Annotated in this window: 19 protein-coding genes; 3 read left to right on the top strand and 16 right to left on the bottom strand. The window is 47.5% G+C overall.

Annotated features, from left to right (window positions below; all coding sequences use genetic code 11):
• Positions 1-92 precede the first annotated feature (92 nt).
• Positions 93-704, top strand: a complete 612-nt coding sequence (locus OU793_RS11305; RefSeq protein ID WP_005481530.1) for a LysE family translocator — start codon at positions 93-95, stop codon at positions 702-704.
• A gap of 89 nt (positions 705-793) precedes the next feature.
• Here the strand turns inward: OU793_RS11305 and OU793_RS11300 are convergent, their stop codons facing one another.
• From OU793_RS11300 to OU793_RS11285, 4 genes are all read right to left on the bottom strand, one after another.
• Positions 794-1,789, bottom strand: coding sequence for a hemolysin (locus tag OU793_RS11300; RefSeq protein WP_274647771.1), 996 nt, complete (start codon positions 1,787-1,789; stop codon positions 794-796).
• A gap of 154 nt (positions 1,790-1,943) precedes the next feature.
• Positions 1,944-2,153 (bottom strand): hypothetical protein, encoded by a 210-nt coding sequence (locus OU793_RS11295; RefSeq protein WP_005464025.1) that lies wholly within the window; start codon positions 2,151-2,153, stop codon positions 1,944-1,946.
• A gap of 105 nt (positions 2,154-2,258) precedes the next feature.
• On the bottom strand, positions 2,259-3,857 hold the full coding sequence (gene groL, locus OU793_RS11290; protein WP_005463958.1) for a chaperonin GroEL: 1,599 nt from the start codon (positions 3,855-3,857) through the stop codon (positions 2,259-2,261).
• A 33-nt stretch (positions 3,858-3,890) separates the two neighbouring features.
• Positions 3,891-4,181, bottom strand: a complete 291-nt coding sequence (locus tag OU793_RS11285) for a co-chaperone GroES (RefSeq protein ID WP_005373989.1) — start codon at positions 4,179-4,181, stop codon at positions 3,891-3,893.
• Positions 4,182-4,439: 258 nt separating this feature from the next.
• Between OU793_RS11285 and OU793_RS11280 the strand changes: the two genes are divergently transcribed.
• Positions 4,440-4,790: a rhodanese-like domain-containing protein gene (locus tag OU793_RS11280; RefSeq protein WP_025506177.1), complete on the top strand. Its 351-nt coding sequence runs from the start codon at positions 4,440-4,442 to the stop codon at positions 4,788-4,790.
• Positions 4,791-4,945: 155 nt separating this feature from the next.
• Here the strand turns inward: OU793_RS11280 and OU793_RS11275 are convergent, their stop codons facing one another.
• From OU793_RS11275 to OU793_RS11250, 6 genes are all read right to left on the bottom strand, one after another.
• Entirely contained in the window at positions 4,946-5,410 is a 465-nt protein-coding gene (locus OU793_RS11275) for a hypothetical protein (protein WP_020834911.1), read from the bottom strand.
• Positions 5,411-5,420: 10 nt separating this feature from the next.
• Positions 5,421-7,100: an LruC domain-containing protein gene (locus OU793_RS11270; RefSeq protein WP_025507796.1), complete on the bottom strand. Its 1,680-nt coding sequence runs from the start codon at positions 7,098-7,100 to the stop codon at positions 5,421-5,423.
• A 236-nt stretch (positions 7,101-7,336) separates the two neighbouring features.
• Positions 7,337-7,738 (bottom strand): GFA family protein, encoded by a 402-nt coding sequence (locus OU793_RS11265; RefSeq protein WP_159404279.1) that lies wholly within the window; start codon positions 7,736-7,738, stop codon positions 7,337-7,339.
• Between the two features lie 352 nt (positions 7,739-8,090).
• Positions 8,091-8,354, bottom strand: coding sequence for a DUF3012 domain-containing protein (locus OU793_RS11260; protein ID WP_005481466.1), 264 nt, complete (start codon positions 8,352-8,354; stop codon positions 8,091-8,093).
• Positions 8,355-8,514: 160 nt separating this feature from the next.
• Entirely contained in the window at positions 8,515-9,534 is a 1,020-nt protein-coding gene (gene fni / locus OU793_RS11255; protein ID WP_159404278.1) for a type 2 isopentenyl-diphosphate Delta-isomerase, read from the bottom strand.
• A 244-nt stretch (positions 9,535-9,778) separates the two neighbouring features.
• Entirely contained in the window at positions 9,779-11,578 is a 1,800-nt protein-coding gene (locus OU793_RS11250) for a sodium:proton antiporter (protein ID WP_159404277.1), read from the bottom strand.
• Between the two features lie 314 nt (positions 11,579-11,892).
• On the opposite strand from OU793_RS11250, the gene OU793_RS11245 reads away from it, so the two are divergent.
• Positions 11,893-14,607, top strand: coding sequence for a DUF2339 domain-containing protein (locus OU793_RS11245; RefSeq protein WP_159404276.1), 2,715 nt, complete (start codon positions 11,893-11,895; stop codon positions 14,605-14,607).
• A 124-nt stretch (positions 14,608-14,731) separates the two neighbouring features.
• Here the strand turns inward: OU793_RS11245 and OU793_RS11240 are convergent, their stop codons facing one another.
• Genes OU793_RS11240 through flgH form a run of 6 tightly spaced genes read right to left on the bottom strand, consistent with a single transcriptional unit; the run spans position 14,732 to position 20,417 of the window.
• Positions 14,732-15,772 (bottom strand): flagellin, encoded by a 1,041-nt coding sequence (locus OU793_RS11240; RefSeq protein ID WP_031777765.1) that lies wholly within the window; start codon positions 15,770-15,772, stop codon positions 14,732-14,734.
• Positions 15,773-15,789: 17 nt separating this feature from the next.
• The gene (flgL, locus tag OU793_RS11235) at positions 15,790-16,689 is read right to left on the bottom strand and encodes a flagellar hook-associated protein FlgL (protein ID WP_005497981.1); all 900 of its coding nucleotides are present in this window, start codon (positions 16,687-16,689) and stop codon (positions 15,790-15,792) included.
• Positions 16,690-16,700: 11 nt separating this feature from the next.
• Positions 16,701-18,074, bottom strand: a complete 1,374-nt coding sequence (flgK, locus tag OU793_RS11230; protein WP_005483982.1) for a flagellar hook-associated protein FlgK — start codon at positions 18,072-18,074, stop codon at positions 16,701-16,703.
• Positions 18,075-18,614 (bottom strand): rod-binding protein, encoded by a 540-nt coding sequence (locus OU793_RS11225; RefSeq protein WP_005463927.1) that lies wholly within the window; start codon positions 18,612-18,614, stop codon positions 18,075-18,077.
• A gap of 10 nt (positions 18,615-18,624) precedes the next feature.
• The gene (locus OU793_RS11220; RefSeq protein ID WP_005463987.1) at positions 18,625-19,746 is read right to left on the bottom strand and encodes a flagellar basal body P-ring protein FlgI; all 1,122 of its coding nucleotides are present in this window, start codon (positions 19,744-19,746) and stop codon (positions 18,625-18,627) included.
• A complete protein-coding gene (flgH, locus tag OU793_RS11215) occupies positions 19,746-20,417 on the bottom strand; it encodes a flagellar basal body L-ring protein FlgH (RefSeq protein WP_011106240.1) in 672 nt (223 codons plus the stop codon). The genes OU793_RS11220 and flgH overlap by 1 nt, the downstream gene beginning before the upstream one ends.
• Positions 20,418-20,432: the final 15 nt, after the last annotated feature.

Below are 20,432 nucleotides of genomic sequence, written 5' to 3'. Positions count from 1 at the left end.
CAATATGGGAATATTTTTCGATTATAGTCAGTAACAAAGACGCCTACAATTCCGCTACATCACAGACTTCATCATTCAAACAGGAAACCGATATGGAATTTGTAACTCTTGCGCTATTGGGTGTGCTTATTGTTATTAGCCCTGGCGCAGACTTTGTTTTGGTATTAAGAAACAGCTTAAATCAAGGACGAGAAGCTGGCGTGTACAGTGCGATTGGTATCAGCATGGCGATAAGCATCCACATCGCTTACTCCATGCTGGGGATCAGTTACTTAATTTCACAAAATGAATGGTTGTTTAATCTCGTGCGCTATCTTGGGGCTGCTTATCTTGTCTACCTTGGGATTAAAGGAATATTCTCCTCGCAGCCTGCGTCAAACTCAGAAACCATTCAACAGAGCGAGTATTCAATGTGGCGATTTTTCATGCAGGGATTTCTGTGTAATTTACTCAATCCTAAGACGATGCTGTTTTTTCTGAGTATTTTTAGCCAAGTGATTTCTCCCGATTCTAGTCAGCAACATATCGCCTTGTTTTACGGGATTTATATGATTGCGCTGCACGGCATTTGGTTTTCTATCGTTGCAGTTTTATTCACGTCCCTCCAATTACAAGCCTTCTTGTTAAAGATTAAGCATCGACTCAATCAAGCATGTGGGGCGGGTTTGGTCATTTTCGGCGCGATGCTGGGCTTAAAGGCTTAATACGTTTGCGGTCAGATTTTGAACACAAACAATGCGGCTACTGGAGCCGCATTACAATCCACAAACCTTCAGTCTGGTAAGTGAAACGTTTATTGAGTGATAACGGTGAGCTTATCCCAATCAATCGTGAAGCGAATTTGCGCTTCAGTGTAATGGCTCGTTGTGCCTTGATCGTACCAGTTACACGCATTGCGAGAGAAACCTTCGTCAACTTCTTTCATGCCCGCTCGTGCAATCATCTCCGTTTTGGGCTCTTCTCCGCGCTCAAATTCTGGTGTGAACACGTATTGGAATTTCGGTTTGAAACCGTATTGGAATTTCGGTTTGAAACCGTAGATCAAACGCGGCAAGTTCTCTTCTGGTAATAGGTTTTCGTTTGAACAACCTGTGTAGTGGTAAACACCCGCCCATTTACCGTAATACTGGTAGTCGTTGGTGTAAATTTGGCTAAGAGAGGTGGTCCACTTAACGCCCATACCGCGTTCCATGGAAGCTTTTGGTTTGGCTGCGGTGACGTAATCCTTACTTGAGTAGCGAGACGTATAAGCCACACCGAGATCGGTCGTCAACGAGCCAGAAAAACTTGGTGCCGAGCCCGGTGTTGCAGTCGCGGTTAAGCCGATAGACGGTGCAACCGTGGTTGTCGATACCGAAACATCATTGGCTTCGTTTTGCGGTGAGTAATCCTCACTAAATACAGGCGTGCCACCAGCTTGATAGATGCTGTAATCGAACGCAACTGGGTAGTTTTGAGTAAAACGGTCAACAATCGCTGCATCAAAAGTGTGTTTTACACCCGGCTTACCTGGTACATAACCATTCCCTAGAGTGATCACGCGAGCCGCTTTTTTATCGTTCTTTGAGTTATGGAATAACTCAACCAGTAACTTCATCTGCACGCGGCTACCACGAAACTCGTACGGGAAAAGCTCAGGCTCGCTTTGCATCACGACCTCATAACTTTTCTTCACGTAACCTTCTAGCGCGATGTTATCAATCAAGACACTTTCTACAACCTTGTTATCAGAAGCAGCAGCAGTAGCGGAAATCCCTAACATTAGGGGAAGCAGTATTTTCTTATTCATTATTTTATTACCTTACTTGGGAACAGTCCCAAACCAAGCTAACATATTGAATACACTGCATCAACGTGACGAAAACGATTCACATTATCAATAGTTTGACCTACACCCAGAAATGAAAAAAAACAGCCAACTTACGCTGGCTGTTTCGATGCAGTTAATGAATGACCCGAGCGTCCCCTTTAAGTAACTGAGACAGATCGATAGTGAATATCGTCACTGTCGGACGTTTAGGCAGAGCATTTTCGATCGAAAACTCTGGCCCAGCTGGAACGAGGGGGAAGTGAATAGCAGTCGGCCACGTTGACGAAGCTTCATTACCGCCCGGCTCAGATATTGAGAAAGAAAACGCAGGCAAACGGGTCATAACACTTACCTCAAATGACTGATTCGCGGGCTCAAGCGAGCCCGCTTAGGTTTTGCAATGTTATTGTTGTTTTAACGCTTACTTAATCACTAACGATTGGTAACGTTAGATATCAAGTTCTTTGTCTTCAACGTGGTTGGTGATCATCGCTTCAGTGGTGATCATCAAGCCAGCAACAGACGCTGCGAATTGAAGCGCTGAGCGTGTTACTTTCGCAGGGTCCAAGATACCCATTTCGATCATGTTGCCGTATTCACCTGTCGCAGCGTTGTAACCGTAATCGGCATCACCCGCTTTGACAGCATTCGCCACAACTGAAGCTTCGTCACCTGCGTTGGTTGCGATTTGACGAAGAGGCTCTTCCATTGCACGTAGCGCAACTCGGATACCCACGTTTTGGTCATCGTTGTCGCCTTTTAGATCCGCCAATTCTTTCGCGATCTTAGTTAGGGCAACACCACCACCAGCGACAATACCTTCTTCAACCGCTGCGCGAGTAGCGTGTAGCGCATCGTCCACGCGGTCTTTCTTCTCTTTCATCTCAACTTCGGTTGCAGCGCCGATCTTGATCACCGCTACGCCGCCAGAAAGCTTCGCAACACGTTGTTGAAGCTTGTCTTTATCGTATTGAGAAGTGGTTGTTTCTATTTGTTTTTCAATCGAAGCCACACGATCAGCAATCGCGCTTGCTTCTGCTGCGCCACCCACGATGGTTGTTGTGTCTTTGGTGATGGTCACTTTCTTCGCGCTACCTAGTTGCTCTAGCGTTGCTTTTTCAAGCTCTAGGCCGATTTCTTCAGAGATGACCGTACCTGCGGTTAGTACCGCAATGTCTTCCATCATCGCTTTACGGTTGTCACCAAAACCAGGTGCTTTCACCGCCGTCGCACGCACGATGCCACGCATGTTGTTCACAACCAATGTCGCTAGCGCTTCACCTTCGATGTCTTCGGCAATGATCAATAGCGAGCGAGAAGATTTTGCCACTTCTTCTAGCACTGGCAATAGCTCGCGGATGCTGCTGACTTTTTTGTCCACCAATAGGATGTAAGGGTTGTCTAGCTCTACGCTGCCATTTTCTTGGTTAGTGATGAAGTATGGCGACAAGTAACCGCGGTCGAATTGCATACCTTCAACCACAGACAATTCGTTGTCTAGACCTTGGCCTTCTTCCACCGTAATCACGCCATTGCGACCCACTTTTTCCATCGCTTCTGCAATGATTTCACCGATCGCGCGATCGCTGTTTGCAGAAATGCTACCCACTTGGGTGATGGATTCTTTGTCGCTGCATGGCTTAGACATTTCACGTAGTTTCTCAACCGCCGCTTCAGTGGCTTTGTCGATACCACGTTTTAGGTCCATTGGGTTCATGCCAGAGGCTACCGCTTTAAGACCTTCATTGATGAAAGATTGCGCCAGCACGGTAGCCGTCGTTGTACCGTCACCCGCTTCATCATTCGCTTTGGACGCCACTTGTTTCACCATTTGTGCGCCCATGTTTTCGAACTTGTCTTTCAGTTCGATTTCTTTCGCTACAGACACGCCATCTTTAGTGATCGTTGGCGCGCCGTAAGATTTATCAAGCACAACGTTGCGGCCTTTAGGGCCTAGTGTCACTTTTACTGCGTCCGCCAGTAAGTTCACACCTTTCAGCATTTTTTGACGTGCGTCATTAGCAAATAATACGTCTTTTGCAGCCATAATTATCTCCTCAAAAAACTACTACAAAAATAATTACTCAACGATTGCTAACACATCAGATTCGGACAGAATCAAGTATTCTGCGCCGTCAATTTTCTCGGTTTTCACGCCGTAACCGTCATTGAAAATGATTTGGTCGCCCACTTTGACTTCCATCGCAGCGCGTTCGCCATTTTCAAGGCGTTTACCTAAACCAACAGCAATGACTTTCCCGCGGTTTGATTTTTTAACCGACTGAGAAGTTAAAACGATTCCCCCTTCAGATTTATTTTCCACCTCTTGTCTTTCAACAATTAGCTTGTCATTTAAAGGACGAATTTTCATTTGAAGTGCCTCCTACTTAGAACCAAAAATAAAAGACATAGTTTGAACATAAAGATGGATTAACGAGTCGTCTGCTCGTTTCGATGAAAATAATAAGGTCGAAAAATTGGAGTTCAAGGGGGAAATTTAATAAAAATTTTTTATCGAACTAAATAAAATTCCCTATCAAAAATTCTCATTCACCATCCGTCATAATGAGTCTATGATGGAGGCTATTTTACGCAGTGGTACACATAGTTTGATAAGGATGACGAAAGAATGAAAAAGGCAATTTCTCTGTTTCTTGCAACGCTGAGCTTAGGGTTGCTCGCTCCTAATGTAGCGGCTTCTGAACGCGCGGAACAAGGATGGCAACTGATAGAGCAAGGCGCAATGATCGTCGATGTGCGCACTCCGCAAGAGTTCTCTGAGGGGCATTTAGACAATGCGGTAAATTTCCCTCTATCTGAGCTTGATAAACATTTTAAAGACGTCAAAAAAGATCAAATGATCGTGCTGTATTGTCGCAGTGGTAACCGCTCGGGCCAAGCCTACCAATATTTGCAATCGCAAGGTTTCACAAATCTGCACAATGCAGGCGGCCTGGAAGAGTTGCAAAACGCCCAATAATCCCTCGTTTTGTTACTACATGACTCGTTTTTCATCTGGAAAAAACAGAGCGCGTTGCTGATTAGCGGCAACGCGCTCTGCGGCTTCCCCTAGTTTTATGTACGTTGCTTAACTCCTTTTAAGCACACGCTCCCCATTATTCGCAAAGTCCGGCTCTAAAAATCTATGTGGTAGTTGTTATTGGAATTGTTTAGCGCAATTGACCAATTTTGCTCAGACTCTTGCGCACTCATCGGCACCCATTGCGCATAAAGATGTGTCCAGTTGCCATTCACTTCGAGCTCTACGTCACCCGCCATGTTTGGATACAACGTCGTGATACGAGATGTCGGGTCGGCAATCACATCGCCATTTGCGGTGGTATACGCCGCTTTCGAATACAAGTGCAACGCCCCCTCGGTCGAACCGGTATAATTCACAGACAAGGTAATTTTTTCACCAATATCGAATGAGAAGTCTCGTTCCGCCACGATGTCAGCCGTATTGTCGAGAACCTGAACCGATGGCGTCGGTGTTGGTGCCGGAGGCGTAGTTGAGCCACCACCTCCACCGCCGCCTCCACAAGCTACGGTTAATGCCGAAATCAACGTCGTCATAAGCAGTTTTGTAGAATGTTTCATGTCAGGCTCCTTACTGCTGAGTTGCAGGAATTACTTTGTTAGCGGTTGAGGCTTGGTACCACGTTGTTTCTGACTCGCCACTGCTGGTTACCCAAGTTGGAAAATCGGGATACGCTTTACTGATGTCGACGTTTTCAATCGGATGATCCCACTCGTCACGAATGTTGATCGCCCACGGCATGTTGTTGTTCGTCAAGAATGACTCAGCGCCGCCGGAGTTATCATCATGCAGGTTGAAAAAAGAGTTATTCATCTCACTGGTTCCCGCAAAGGACTTGAAGTGCGTTTGCCAACTCATGCCCGGAGGCGTGGCAGTAAAGTCTCCGTGATACGAGTCTTTCGAAGCAAAGATGAATGAATCGTAAGGCGGATAGCCAACTTGCTCACGTGAAACAGGCGTCGATAGCTCAACGGTGAGCTGATAATTCAGAACATCTGACGTTTGCTGACTCACACACGCGGTTTGAGTGCGATAAAAAGTACAATTGCTGTCTAACTCACCCAATGCTTCTAAGTCTTTGCGCAAGTTTTCTGAGACCACAAGCACCGCCTCACCGCCAGATTGCACCACTTGATGAGTGACGGGTTCGCCATTTCGAGTCAACACGGTCGACGCAATATTGGCAGGGTTAACATTTGGTAGATGAACCGCAAAACCGTTGGAGAACCCAGCTCCCATCGCCTGTAAGGTGTAATCGAATGTAATGTTTTTGATTTCACGCTGACCATTTAGCAGTTCGGTAACGCGATAACGCCACACCACATCGTTGAAATCGTAGTCGCCCATTAGCGGCCAGCGATCTTCAAACGCCATCGTCGCGTACGTATCTGAGCTTGGATAAACCGAAGTTACCGTCACTTCTGGGTTGTTTTCTTGCACCAATGGCTCGTATTTCGAATCCGTCGAACCATCAGTGTTGACGCCATCAATGGCGGTGAATGGGCTCACTTCGACAGTAAACAGCAAGTCATTGAAATCATTGTCGCCATCAGGGCGATAAATATCTTCAAAACCCAGCACTAAGAACTCGTTTTGCGTATCGATAAAAGCCACGTTATGACGACGATTTTCTGAAGTCGACTCTGGGTTTAGATTGGAATAGCTGTAAAATGGCGTGCCCCAACTGCCAAGGCTGGCAATGTTATTGTATGAGCCAGACCAGCCCCAACCATTCGGAATAATGAAGAACGCGAGCGTTTGACCAGCAGTGAGCTGCACATTCAGGTCGATAGTGTCACCTTCTTCCATCTCGCCATCTGGCGCTTTCGATGTATTAGGGAAAATGATCACATGCGCTGCGATTTCATCTTTATTGGTCGGCGGGTTATTGGTATCAAAAACAAAATAACCGAGCGTATTTCGATACCCAGCCCCTTCATTCAAAAAGGTGACTTTTGCGGTTGCAAACTCCGCGCCATTCAACTCTTCATCGATATCAATGCTGGAATAACGTTCTGGCGCAATAAAGGCGCTGTTGACGAGTGTGCCCTCTGGCAACATGGAGTAAACGTTACTAAGCACATCTTGCGGCAAGGTTTCTGCGACCGAATAGGTATTAACGGGTTTACCTTTAGCTGAATAATTTGAACTGTCACTACCAGATTCAAAGGTAAAGTCGCTGGTCATAAGCGCACTGGCTGAAAATGATAAGCAGCAGCCAGAAAGCGCGATTAGTTTCCCTGTTCTCATAATGTTCCCCTTCTTTAACCGGACGTTGGTCATATGCAAGAAGGAGCAATTATGGTGCCTAAATTAAATTATTTATCTAACAAAGAGTTATGATGATAAGGGTGTTTTTTGTCATTTTGAGAATGAACATGACAAGCGAAGTAGAAGTCTGAAGAGTTCAGAAAATGCGTTCGTGTGCAGTGGAATTTTAATCCGCGAGGCGTTGATACTCGCCCCGCGATAACAACGGATTTTCTCTAAAGTTTTGGCCCTGCTTTAAACTGGGTCAGGTTGTCGGTTATTTCTAACCACGGCGCTTTTGACGCCACGAAAATATGAAAGCTTGGTTTGTGAGATGGGGCATCGTCCAACACACCTAAGCGAATATTGACGATTCCGTTATTCTTTTTCGAATATAAACTTGAGCCGCAATGGCGACAAAAACATAGCTCGGTATTTTCACTTTTCTGATAAGTTTGAATATCCTCTTTCCCTTGGATAATGAGCAACTTATCTAGAGCAATGCCGCCCGCCGATGAATAGTCAGAGCCAGTAAATTTTCGACATTCAGAGCAATGGCAATTGCCCATGTATTTGAATTCATCCGCCACTTCGAGTCTTACCTTGCCACACAGACATGAGCCTTTGAGTACTTCCATTTGAGTCCCTTTTTTATTATGAACCTACGTGAGGTTGGTGATGGTCTCGTCACCATGCCACCACAAGACGACAAATTAAAGACGGGTAACGCAGGTTTTCAAAAATGAAACGAAAATGTAAAAACCACAACGCGATAAAAGTTCATTTCTAACGCGACGGCGAGAAGCATGAGTCCTAAAGCTCATTCATCCTAACGCCAAAAGGTAGGAAAACAGAAAGACGATCAGAGAAAAGTAAAATGAGCTTTTCGGATACAAAAACACCAAGCAAGATGCTTGGTGTTTTCTTAATATTTTATTTAACCACGCCATCGCTCTTCATAAGAGACATCGTGTTAAGCAAGTTCAGTGCTTAGAAAATGCAGTGCTTAGTAAAGCTGGTTGCTTCGTTTGCTGTCCAGTCACCTTTTGGCTTGTCTTTCAAGCTCTCACACCATTGCTCACTGCCAACACCATCTTGAAGAACACAGTGCTTTGCAAAATCGACGGCATTGTCTGCTGTCCATTCTGTTTTTGGCTTATCGCGCATGTCGTTACACCAGCCTTCGGTGCCCACTTCATCGCTACAAGCAGTTAAAGCAGACACAGCTAACATCAGCATGACTAGTTTTTTCATAAATTCAGGTTCCAGTTGCAAACAATTAAATACCCATCACTTCAACAAGCGTTGTTCATCAAAGTGACTTTTGTATCAACTATAACGAAATTATCAGTCTACGTGTTAAGACACCGAAAATTTATTGAGCGACGCTGTGATAATCACACCATATCTGGTCTTACAGACGACGTGCTTTAGTTAACGCGTTCACCTTCGCCGATCCAGTACCAAAGCAGGCCAAACGCAGCTCTAACGCCATTTGTTCAAAATGATCGACCACCAACTGCGTGCTGATGGTCGCAGCTTTCAATACTGCACCAGCTTGACCTACGAGGTTCGCGCCTAAATGAATCGCTTTCGCCGCCTCAAGTCCATTGTGGATACCACCAGAGGCGATCAAAGGCAATTTAGGATGCTGCGCACGTATTTGCGCCAAACACGTTGCCGTCGGAATACCCCAATCACGGAAAAGCTCTGCTGCGCGCTGCATGTGAGGGTTGTCTTGGCAATACCCTTCAACCGCACTCCAACTTGTGCCACCAGCGCCCGCGACGTCAATTGCGTCCACGCCAGCATCAACCAGTCGCTGCGCCACGTCACCGCTTATACCAAAACCTACTTCTTTGATGATGATAGGAACGTTAACGCGCGGCTTTAGTTGCTCAATAGCGTGCAATACACCAATCCAATTGTGATCGCCGTTTTTCTGAAACGCTTCTTGCATCGGATTAACGTGCACAAACAAGGCATCTGCTTGAATCGCCTCAACCGCACGTTGCGCGTTATCCAATTTGCCTTTGTCACGCAGTTGAGCAGCTCCTAAGTTTGAGTACAGCGGCACACCTTTCGCGAGTTCACGGATGGTTTTACCCAAGCCAGAGTGCTGGCTTTCTTCTAAGCTGATCCGCTGAGAGCCCACACCCATCGCGATACCTAACTCGCTTGCGGCTTCAGCTAAGCGGCAGTTGATCGTTTCGGCGTCTCTCGCTCCCCCCGTCATGGAGCTGATCAAAAACGGCAGCGCCAATCGATGGCCAAGAAACTCAGTCGATAAATCGATAGTGTTGAAGTCACATTCTGGCAGCGCACAATGTTCAAACTCGACAAACTCAAAACCCGCCGTTTTCTTTTTCATGCTCATGTCATGATGTAAAACAGCGTCTAAATGTAAGTCTTTTCGGTTAGTTTGCGGAGCCATAATGTCACCCTAAAGTAAAACAGTCGCGCAGTATTGCCATCCTTATCAGTAACGTCAATGCGAATTTTCTGAAATAGGCGCATTGCATTTCCGAAACCAGCAATGAATCGTTATTTACTCTGAAATTATAGGAAGAGAACCCCCCCCCTCTCGTTTAAAACGATAACGGCGAGTTACTCCCTAAGCTTGGATAACAAACGGATAGGATGCCAACTTAAAGGCGGTGAAATAGATGTTTTGCGTTCTATTGTGCGCTTTCAGGCAGAATTAGCGACACAATGGTACTTGTCGTACTTGGCGCAAACTGATCCGGATCATCACAGAATTGGATTTTGCCTTTGTCTTCGACATTAAACAGCGGGATCACCAAATTGGTTTTGTGATGTTCCAAATAATCTTGGTAAGTGAAGTTCTCACTCAGTTTGGTGTGCTTGATTTCCGCACCTCGGCTTAACAGGCTCGCTAGCTGGGTGTAACTAACATTGCCCCCCATCAACAGCTTGCCGTGATACTCCTGAGCAACAGAGTGCTTTTCACTGCCGTTTCCATTCGTCTTCACTTTTTGCAGACAATGCACTTTATCTTCGCCAAACTCGTCGACAAATTGCATACAAGCCATGATGTTGAAGTGTTGATCTGGCGTGAGTGCGACCACTTGACCAATGCCAATCATGTTCAGGTTGTCATCCGCATGGCTAGAAATCGGGTTACCGTAATAATAATCCAGGCCCATCATACGAACTTGGCTGATGTACTCCCAGTTTGAGTCCGTCATCAATACACGTCGATCATAACGCGCTAACGCTTGGCCAATTTCACGTGCGACTCGGTTCGCCCCAATAAGTAGGAAGCCTCTCGGCGCAGGTTCAGCGACCCCCAACGCAATCGCCATAGGGCGAGCAGTGGCACTTTGTAATACCACCGTACCGATGATCACCATAAAGGTCATTGGCACCAGTAAGCTTGCTCCATCGACTCCGTATTCGGTCAACTTAATCGCAAACAGAGAAGAAATCGACGCAGCAACAATACCGCGTGGTGCAACCCAAGACAAAAAGAGCTTGTCTTTAAGGTTCAAGTTGCTGCGCATCGTAGAAAGAAAAATCGATAACGGGCGCGACACCAACTGCATAAAGACAAACAGCAGCAACGCACCACTGCCCAGCGCTGCAAAATCATCCAAGCTGATTCGAGCCGCAAGGAAGATGAACAAACCGGTGATCAGCAAAATGGTCAAGTGTTCTTTAAAGTGCAGAATTTGCTGAATGTTGATGTCTTTCGCGTTGGCAAGCCACATACCCATCACGGTAACGGTTAATAACCCCGCTTCTGATTCGATGTGGTTAGAGACCGAAAATACGCCTAGTACTACCATTAAAACCGCAAAAGGCTGCAAGTATTCCGGCAACCACGCTCGACGCAATACCGTCGCCACGGCTGCACCAGACGCCACACCTAAAATGACACCTACGGCAATGATGGTGCCAAAGACTTCCATGCTGTTTACGGCGCTGTGCGACACGATAAACTCATACACCATCACCACAAACAGCGCACCAAGAGGGTCGATTAAGATCCCTTCCCAGCGCAAAATATTGGCAAGTGTACTGTTAGGCCTTACCGTCCGAAGCAGCGGCACGATAACTGTCGGCCCCGTGACGACGGTTAAGCTACCAAACAACATGGCGAGCTCCCATGTAAAACCAAGGAAATAGTGTGTTGCAACACTGGTTGCCGCCCACGAGATGATCGCCCCGATGGAAACAATGCTCCATACCGACCCACTCACGCCACGAATTTCTTTAAAATTTAAGGTCAAACTGCCTTCAAATAAAATGACTGCCACCGCTAATGAGACCAACGGAAAGAGCAAATTTCCCAAAATTTCATCGGGTTTGAGCCATTGCATAAATGGCCCGACGATGAGGCCTGCCAACAGCAAAAACAAAATGGCTGGCAAGCGCAGCCGCCAAGCTAACCACTGACAGCCCAAACCAATGACCCCTACCGCTGACAGCAACAGCGCTTCATTACCCACTTGCATCTATCGTCACCTATTTTTATCGTTGTTTTAGCGTCACAGCGCTAGGATGCGTTGACCCTTAGAATTATGAATATAGTTTATACCCAGTGACTTAGCGGCGATGTGTGCCGAAAAGTCGTCCAGAAACTGCATCAAGACTTGCGTCATTCTCGCAGTTCCCCTCAGAGCAAGGTAAAGTGGGTACAAAATTTCACGCGGAACCTAGCATCATAAAACGCTCAGGCATAGAGCATGAACTAAGCTTTAGTGTACGTGCTCAAAGTTAAGAATCATCTATCGTGTGAGACAAACGACCAAGGATAGGGAGAAATGGATTGTTTACGACACTTGCGCTGATCACGGCTTTTTTTGCCATATTGATCGGTTTGAAAGCCGCCAGTCGGATATCGTTGCTGGAAAAAGAACTGTCGAAATTACAGAAAGAAGTTGCCTCTCTTCGCGTCAGCACGCGTCGCGATTCGAAACTCGAAGCCTCCCAACCAGAGCCTGATACATCGGAATCCAGCCTTGGGGCGGCCTCTTCGATGCGTTCAGATTCTGGCGACTCGGCGTTAAGCGCTCCAAGCAATATCGAGCCTGAATTTGAGCCTTCATACATTGCAACTCAGCAGCACCATAGTGAGCAAGAGCAAACCGAACTCAACCAAAGCCAGCAAACACAAGTTCAGTTGGCGACGTTTACTCAGCAAGAAGACCCACTAATCCAGAAGCACGCGCAAAAACTCATTGCTAACTTCCAAGAGAACTGGCTAGTTTGGGTTGGCGCATTAGCCATGTTGATCGGTGGCGGCTATCTGGTGCAAGTGATTGGCAGCCATATTGAGTTTTCGCCACTTATGCGTGTTTCTTTTGCCTTTTCACTCTCGTTACTTATGGTACTCGCTGGCGAGTGGTTCCATCGAAAAGAGCAAAACAACCCGGATCGCGCCGCACGCGCTCAAGGCTTTACCTATGTGCCTGCTGCTGTCACCGGAACGGGGCTAACGGGCATTTACTGCACCGTCATTTTTGCTTTTGTGGTTTATCAAATGCTGACGCCAAGTGTCTCGTTGATCATCTTGGCTGCGGCGGCATTTTGCAGTTTAGCGTTATCATTACGACAAGGGCCGTTAATGGCGGTGCTCGGTTTAATCGGTGGCTACACCGCTCCACTTTGGATTGGAGGTAATGAACCGAACTACTTTTTGTTAGCCGGATACATCTGCGCGATTTCGTTCGCGGCGACCTTATTGATGCAAAAAGTGCATCGGGCATGGATTGCGCCAAGCATCGCCGTTCCGCATGTCATTTGGATGCTGCTGTTGATTGAGAGTATTCCAACTGAACTGCTGTTCTCGTGGCTCGCGATTTATCTCTCCATCACTTTGTATCTCATTTTCGCGGTTCCGAGAATGGGTTGGATGCTCAATCCTCGTTTTCGCCACTATCAAAGCAAGTGGACAAATCAACCAACCGCGACCTCTCTTGCAGTAGCGTTATTGACCTTTTCTGCTATCACCAGAATGCCGGAACTGAACACTCTACAAATGGCGTACTGTTATACGCTGCTTGTGGCGATCATCTGGCTACCAGCACTGCGTACAGGCTGGTCGTTACGTGTATTTTTGCCATCCATACTCGTCTCGGCAACCGCGCTGATTGTTCTCACCATCGCGTTTGATGCGCTGTATATGTTAGAGCGAGAAGCCAGCATCCTATTCGCATTTGCGGTGAGTATTGCGCTGATTGGCTTTAGAACCTATTGCCAATCTTTGAGTGACCGTTCGCAAATCAGCAACGTGCTTTTGTTGGTGCTAGCACCAACGATGGGTTTGGTCACGTTGTTTTATGCTGACGAATTCATGCACGGTTACGCCCTGTACTGGACGTTGTTCTGCGCGCTCATCGCGGCCTATTATGCGTTCCTTAGCCAGCGCCTTCGCTCTCTTGCACTTGAATGTTCAGCGGTCGTTCACGCTCTGATTTCTGGCGTCGCTTTCGTTTGGTTAAGCGACACTTGGCTCACCACTGCCATTTCGATACAAGTCGCGGTGATGGCACTGCAAATCCAAGCCGGGTTCTTTCGCCCAGCAAGTTGGGCGGTCAAAATCGTGATGGGTATTTTGGTGGTTCGTCTCACGTTGCTGCCATTTATTCCACAATGGCAGCCGGTTGAGAGTGGGCATTGGGCTTGGATCATTCTTAGTTACGTGCCGTCATTGGCTATCTTAGCCTATGCCCGAAGCGTGCTAGCGAAACAAGATTCCGACCTGACCAACTGGTTCGAAGGGGCGTTTTTGCATGTGTTCTTAATGGCGTTGTTCACCCAAACCAACTACTGGTTAACGGGACAATACGGCTATTTGGGGCACATCGATTTCACAAGTGCCGTGGTCTTTGCCAATCAAGCACTGGTTATGGGCTTGGTTTACAGTTATCGCAGCCAATTTGCTCAGCAGCTCACCCTTGTTTATCAAGCCTATAGCTACTTATTGTGGGGCGCATTCGTGCTATTGACGGTATGGCTGAACAGCGTTGAATCGCCACTCATCACCAACAACGTATCGGCACAAGCCATGCCTGTGTTCAACATGCTGAGTTTAGGTTGGCTTCTGCCAGCGTGCATTCTCATTGCTGCGGTCATTAGACGCTGGAATACGCTGCGTGTACACCGATTAGCGGTCGCATGTCTTGGCTTTGCATTAGCGGCCATTTGGCTAGGGATGTCGATTCGACAGTTCTGGCAAACCACGTCAATGACGCTGTTTCAACCGACCAGTATGGCAGAGTTGTTTAGCTACTCAGTGGCAGGATTAATGGTTGGTGGCGCTTTAACTTGGCGCGGTGTCACTCACAAGGCGGTGATGATGCAACGCATCGGCTTAATTATATTGGCCTTTGTGGCGTTGAAAGTCTTCTTGTGGGATGTAAGCTCTTTGGACGGGTTCTGGCGCGCCATCAGCTTCTTAGGCTTGGGGGCATCACTTATTGCTTTGGGGTGGCTATTTCAAAAACTGCATCGCTCAGTCACTCAGACCTCTGAGTCATAATCGACGTTCTTCAACACAAAAAGATAAGCGGACAAGAGAGATTCCCGACAATGCATTTTCGCCGTTATTGGGGGGCAGCAAAAATGTAAAGCCGGGAATCATTGGAGTGTTCTTTGAAACGGCGTTATTTCAACAATGCAACCACCGTATGACGGCGAACATTCGCTTGCGCATTTAACGCTTGGAACGTCGAGGTAAACTGACCAGACGTCTCCATAAAACCATCCAGTTTTGCGTTCACTTCATCTACCGAAAGTTGATGACTTTTGCTTTGGATTGAGCGCATCTGCGTGTTCAACTCGCCATGAAAAGCTTTCGCTTCTTCTAAGCTGGTTTGCACTTGTCTTAAGTGCTGATTGACTTTCGAGATGGTCTGTTTGATGCCATCACGAGAGCCTAAATCAAAACTCAGCTCAGCAATGCCGTCCGGCTCAGATTTCAAGTTCAGCACATTTGGCTGGCCAGCAGGGAAGCGATGCCCTTCGCCCGTAACCAAAACCTTCTGCTGCATTTGTTGATAAGCGTTATCGCGCGCTTCAAACAAAATGGTGCCGTCTTCAGCCAATGATGCGCGCATGCCCATTGCAATTAAACTGCGGTCGAGCATTTTCACCGTGCGTGCGCCGTCCGATTGACCGTCAAACTGAATCATCACCGCTTGGCCCTGAGGGAAATCCAAACGAATTTGTTCCGCTCGGTCACTGAGACGATGCACATTCAAACCTGGGATAGAGAAGCGACGAATATCGGCTTTATCCAATTTGAGATTCAACTCGTTATCAATCACCTTCTGGCCATCAAAACGCGCTTGTTCCACAACACGTTGAATGTTCGCTTTAGAGCGCACAAGCGTATCTTGCAACCCCGGCACATTTTGTGTGCCTTGCGTAACGGCTTGAGTTAACCCACGCTTAATGTGCGTTAGCTCTTTACCAATGGTTTGCAGTGATTTTGAAGCAATTTGTACCGCTGTTGCTTGTTGCTGTCCCTGAGTCAGTTGAATGCCTGAAACAGAATAGGCTGACGCGGTGTCAGCCTGAACTTGAATTGGACGCGGTTTGATCGTACTGCTTGAATCCGCAGAGCGGGTTGGCATGATAGAGGCTTGTTCTTGGCCACCCAAGCGTATGCTATGGGCTCTAACCTCTACTGTACTCATTACCATAAAAGAACTTCCTAACCTTAAATACGGTCAAACAATGAAAGATCGTTGATCTTCACGTAGCTCGCCTGCGTAGCTTGCAGAGCAGCCATGTAGTTGCTTAAACGTACCGAAGCTTCACCGTAGTCCAATGCAGATAAGTCACCAGAGACTTTGTCGACAAACAACTTGTTTTCGCTGTGTGCGCCATCCATCAAATCTAGGTTGTTATGGCGACCACCGATTTCCGTCATCGCGCCTAGTACGTTTGCCATCGTATCATCGATGGCGTTTAGGCTAGCGTCCACTTCGGCTTGAAAATTCGGACTCGGCTTCTCAAATTCTGCAATCAAAGCGTCGATTTGATTAAGAACGTTCTTGCCGCCACCAATATCTAGGATCTCTTGTGCGGTCATGTTCGAATCCATGGTCACGCCTTTCGCCACCGTCACCACACGAACATCGCTGTTGCCTTCGACTACATAAGCGCCACTTGATTTATTGAGAGCAGCAGTATCGGTTTTTGTGCCCGAGAACAGAAAGTGGCCTTCTTCATCTTGCGCATTGAAAGACGATTCGATGGAGTCACGGTAGCTTTTCAGTTCGGTGATCATGCCGCTACGGTCTTGATCCGTTAACGAACCGTTCGCGCCCCAAAGAACAATGTCACGCATGCTTTTCAAACTTTCGCTCACGGAGTCTAGGTGTGTCTCTTGGCTTGAAAGCGTTGTTTTCAGGTTTGCGATGTTGCTTTGGTATTGAGCAATCGCGCTGTTTTCGCGTTCCAAGTTAAGCAGCTTGATAGACGCCATTGGATCATCAGACAGTTTAGTCAGTCGCTCACGTGTCGACATTTGTTGAAGTACTTTCCCAAGGCCTGCGCTGTTGCTCTGCAGGCTTTGCAGCATCATTTGGCTGAATTGGTTATCACTGATTCGCATCTGGGTTTCCTCTAGAATAACTGCAATACAGAGTCGAACAGCTGGTTCGCCGTACTGATCACTTTCATGTTGGCATTGTGCGCGTTAGCAAACGTCATCAAGTTCGCGGCTTCTTCATCGCTGTTCACTGCACTTACGTTGTCGCGAGCGGTATGCGCTTGCTTGCTCATTGCCAGTTTTGCTTGGTAATCCGCATCAGCCTGACGCGCTTTGATCGCCGTTTGGCCAACCATTGAGGTAAAGGCATCGTTCAAACTCACTGAGCCGTAACCCGTTACCGCAACCGGTTTGTTACTCAAATCAATCAGAGATTTAAGAACATTCGCGTTACCCGGTGTACCATCGCTTGAAAACGCCAATTCTTCCGCGCTCAAATCTGTGATGGTTAAACTTGCCGCTGGGTTATCAGGGTCGTAATTAAACAGTGGTTTGCCAGCATTGCCTTTCAAGTCTTTACCTGTAGCAAGTACCGCGTTGTACTCATCTGCCAGAGCTTTGGCCATGTCATCAAGCGCCACTTGGTTTGGCTTTAGAACGTCGGTTTGGTAATCGTTAATGGCACCCAACTTACCCCCGACCGAATCGCCAATAGCGAAGCTTTGATTAGCAAAATTCACGTGCAGATCCGCAAGATACGGATCGCTTGGATCAGGAATCGCAGACAGTTGACCAAAGTCCGAACCCATGACTAACGGCTGACCAGAAACCAACGTCACCTGCATGCTGCCATCCGGTTGATCGGTTGTTTTCACTTCGATCACTTGTGACAGCTCACCGATCAGCTTTTCACGCGTGTCCATCAATTGAGCAGGGTTACCGCCTGTACCTTGCATTTCAACGATTTGCTTGTTCACGTGAGCGATGTTCGACATCAGACTGTTTGCATGAGTCAGCGCAGCAGTGCGCTGATCGTTCATGTCTTTATGTTGGTTGTGCAAAGACTGAGTTAGTGTGTTGAAGCGTCGAGCCAACGCTTCTGATTCATTGATGATTTGCTGGCGGTAAGGCATCGATTCTGGCTTCACTGTCGCGTCGTTAAGCGCGGCGTTAAGCGAATCTAAGCCAGCAGAGATACTAAATCCGTCTGCACCCAAGGTGTTTTCTAGTTGGCTCATGTTGCTGGTGTAACCAGCCGCGTAAGCCGCCAAACTATTGGTAGACCAAGTTTGTTTAACCAAGAACTGATCAGTTACACGGCGGATGCTGGTCACTTCCACACCCATGCCAGAACTTAAGCGGTTGGACTTACCATCACCAACTGTCGCCATCAACGCTTGTTGACGGCTGTATCCTGGCGTGTTGACGTTCGCAACGTTTTGCGCCGTCACGTCAAGTGCAACGCGGTTTGCGTTTAAACCTGAGAGGGCGATATTAACTAGGTTCATTTACAGCTCCATTTTCCTGATCAGCGGCTGAGAAAAAGCGGTCGTCATACCGGCTTCTCCAAGCACTTGTTTAACTGAGGCGACCGCTTGAGCCGTTGAGTTAAATGGGTCGGTAATTTCTTCGAGTTCAAGCTGTGATATCGATTCAGAATCGACCGGTTTACCGTCATTTGCAGAAGACACATTGCGCGCCGAATCGAAGGCCACTTCGCGCATTGAAGGACTCAGCTGCTGAATCAGCATATTAGCGATGCCAGAGCTTTGCTTTTTCGCTAACTCCATCGCCAACTGACCATCGTACATGTCGCGAAAAACGCCTTGTTGCTTGCTTGAAAATGGGCTGTCTTTGTCCGCTAACACGTCGCTGCTGCTGCGCATTTGACGCAGCACCAGTTGTAAGAACATAGCTTCAAACTGACCCGCCACCATTTCGAGCGCGCCTTCTTGATCACGACTGTGCTTGATGTTCGCCAACGCACTGTTGTCGTGATAAAGCATTGAGTTCAATTGAGCTTGATCGCTGCTACCGTCTAGTTTCATCGTTCACTCCTTAAATCACGACCAGTTCAGCATTCAACGCGCCCGCTTCATTTAGTGCCTGAAGAATCGACATTAAATCGGTTGGGGTTGCGCCTAAGCTGTTGACTGCATCGACAATGGTATTGAGCTCTGTACCCGGAGGCCAAATCACCATTTGAGCGAGCTCTTCGTTTACATCAATATCCGTTTGATTCACGACTTTTGTCTCACCATCAGCAAACGCATTCGGCTGGCTGACTTTTTCTGATTCTGAAATTCGCACCGTCAAGTTGCCGTGGCTTACTGCCGCTTCGCCAACTTTGACATTCTTGCCAATCACCACAGTGCCAGTACGGGAGTTGAAGACGATACGTGCAGGCTTACGACCTTCCACTACGCTCATCTCTTCCAGCATCGACATCATGATCACGCGTTGTTGCGTGTCTTTCGGCGCTCGCATATCCACGCGTGCTTTGTTGATGGCAACAGCCACGTTCGGACCAAACGTATTATTGATTTCACGTGCGATGTTTTTTGCAGTAGTGAAACTTGGTTTGCGCAGGTTTAACGTGATTTCATCGCGCTGGTTGAAGTCTGTTTTGATTTCGCGCTCTAACGTTGCACCATTCGGCACACGACCCGCTGTTGGCGTATTCACTTCGACTTTCGAACCACTTTTACCTTCAGCAGATAAACCGCCCACAACAACGCTACCTTGTGCGATGGCATACACTTCACCATCGATACCGCGTAGCGGCGTAAGAAGCAGCGTACCGCCGCGCAAGCTTTTCGCATCACCAATGGATGATACGACCACATCTAAGGTTTGGCCCGGTCCTGCCATAGGGTCTACCGATGCCGTCACGCTTACCGATGCTACGTTACGCAGTTTAGGGTCCATGCTGTCATCAATCTGAACACCAAATTGGCGCAACATGTTGGTGATGGATTGTGAGGTAAATTTTACTTGGTTGCGGTCACCTTGGCCGGCAAGACCAACCACCAAACCGTAACCGACTAATTGGTTTTCGCGGATGCCTCGAACATCCACCAAATCCATAATAGGAATTTCCACTTCAGCCTGTGAAGTCGCAGGAAGCCCTAAGGTCAATGCCAGTAGGAAAGACGAAAAAAAGGTATTGATTGGCTTCATTAGAATGGTACCCATGGGCTGTTAAAGAACTGAGTCAGCCACCCAGCAGCGTTGCTGTCTGCCAACGCGCCACGACCAGCGTAAGTGATGCGAGCATCCGCAATTCGTTGAGAAGAAACTTGGTTATTGCGAGTGATGTCATCGACGCGAACAATGCCCGTCAAACGGATAAATTCATCACCTTGATTTAGGCGCAGCCACTTTTCGCCACTGATGCGCAATACGCCATTTGGCAACACGTCATGCACCGTGACCGTGATAGCACCTTGGAGCTTGTTGCCTTGTGAGCTAGACGCACTGCCATCGAAATTTCGGCTGCCGTCAATGCTCACACCAAGTTCATCAAACTTTTTAGTGCCGATGGTTGGCGCAGCAAAGTTCACCGCTGAGCTCTTACCAAATTTGGTTCCGGCTTTTTTACTTGAAGAAGTCTCTTCAGAAAGCACCACGGTTAACACATCACCGACTCGGTACGCACGACGATCTTGGAACAGAGTCATCGTGTATTGGTGACGATAAAGGCTACCAGATTGAGCGTCTGGTAAGGTGTAATCCAACTTCGGCGGCGCATACTCCTCAGCATTTGGCTGAGGCGGAATAAACTCCTGACGTCCGGCACATCCCACCAGCAACACGACGGCTACTGCCCAACTCTTAGAAAGCCATTTCATTGCTTTTTCCTTCAT

The sequence above is a fragment of the Vibrio sp. VP6 genome, assembly GCF_028823755.1.
GTDB lineage: Bacteria > Pseudomonadota > Gammaproteobacteria > Enterobacterales > Vibrionaceae > Vibrio > Vibrio parahaemolyticus.
The sequence above is the reverse complement of the archived record's forward strand: the minus strand, read 5'-3'. Positions and strand labels throughout refer to the sequence as shown.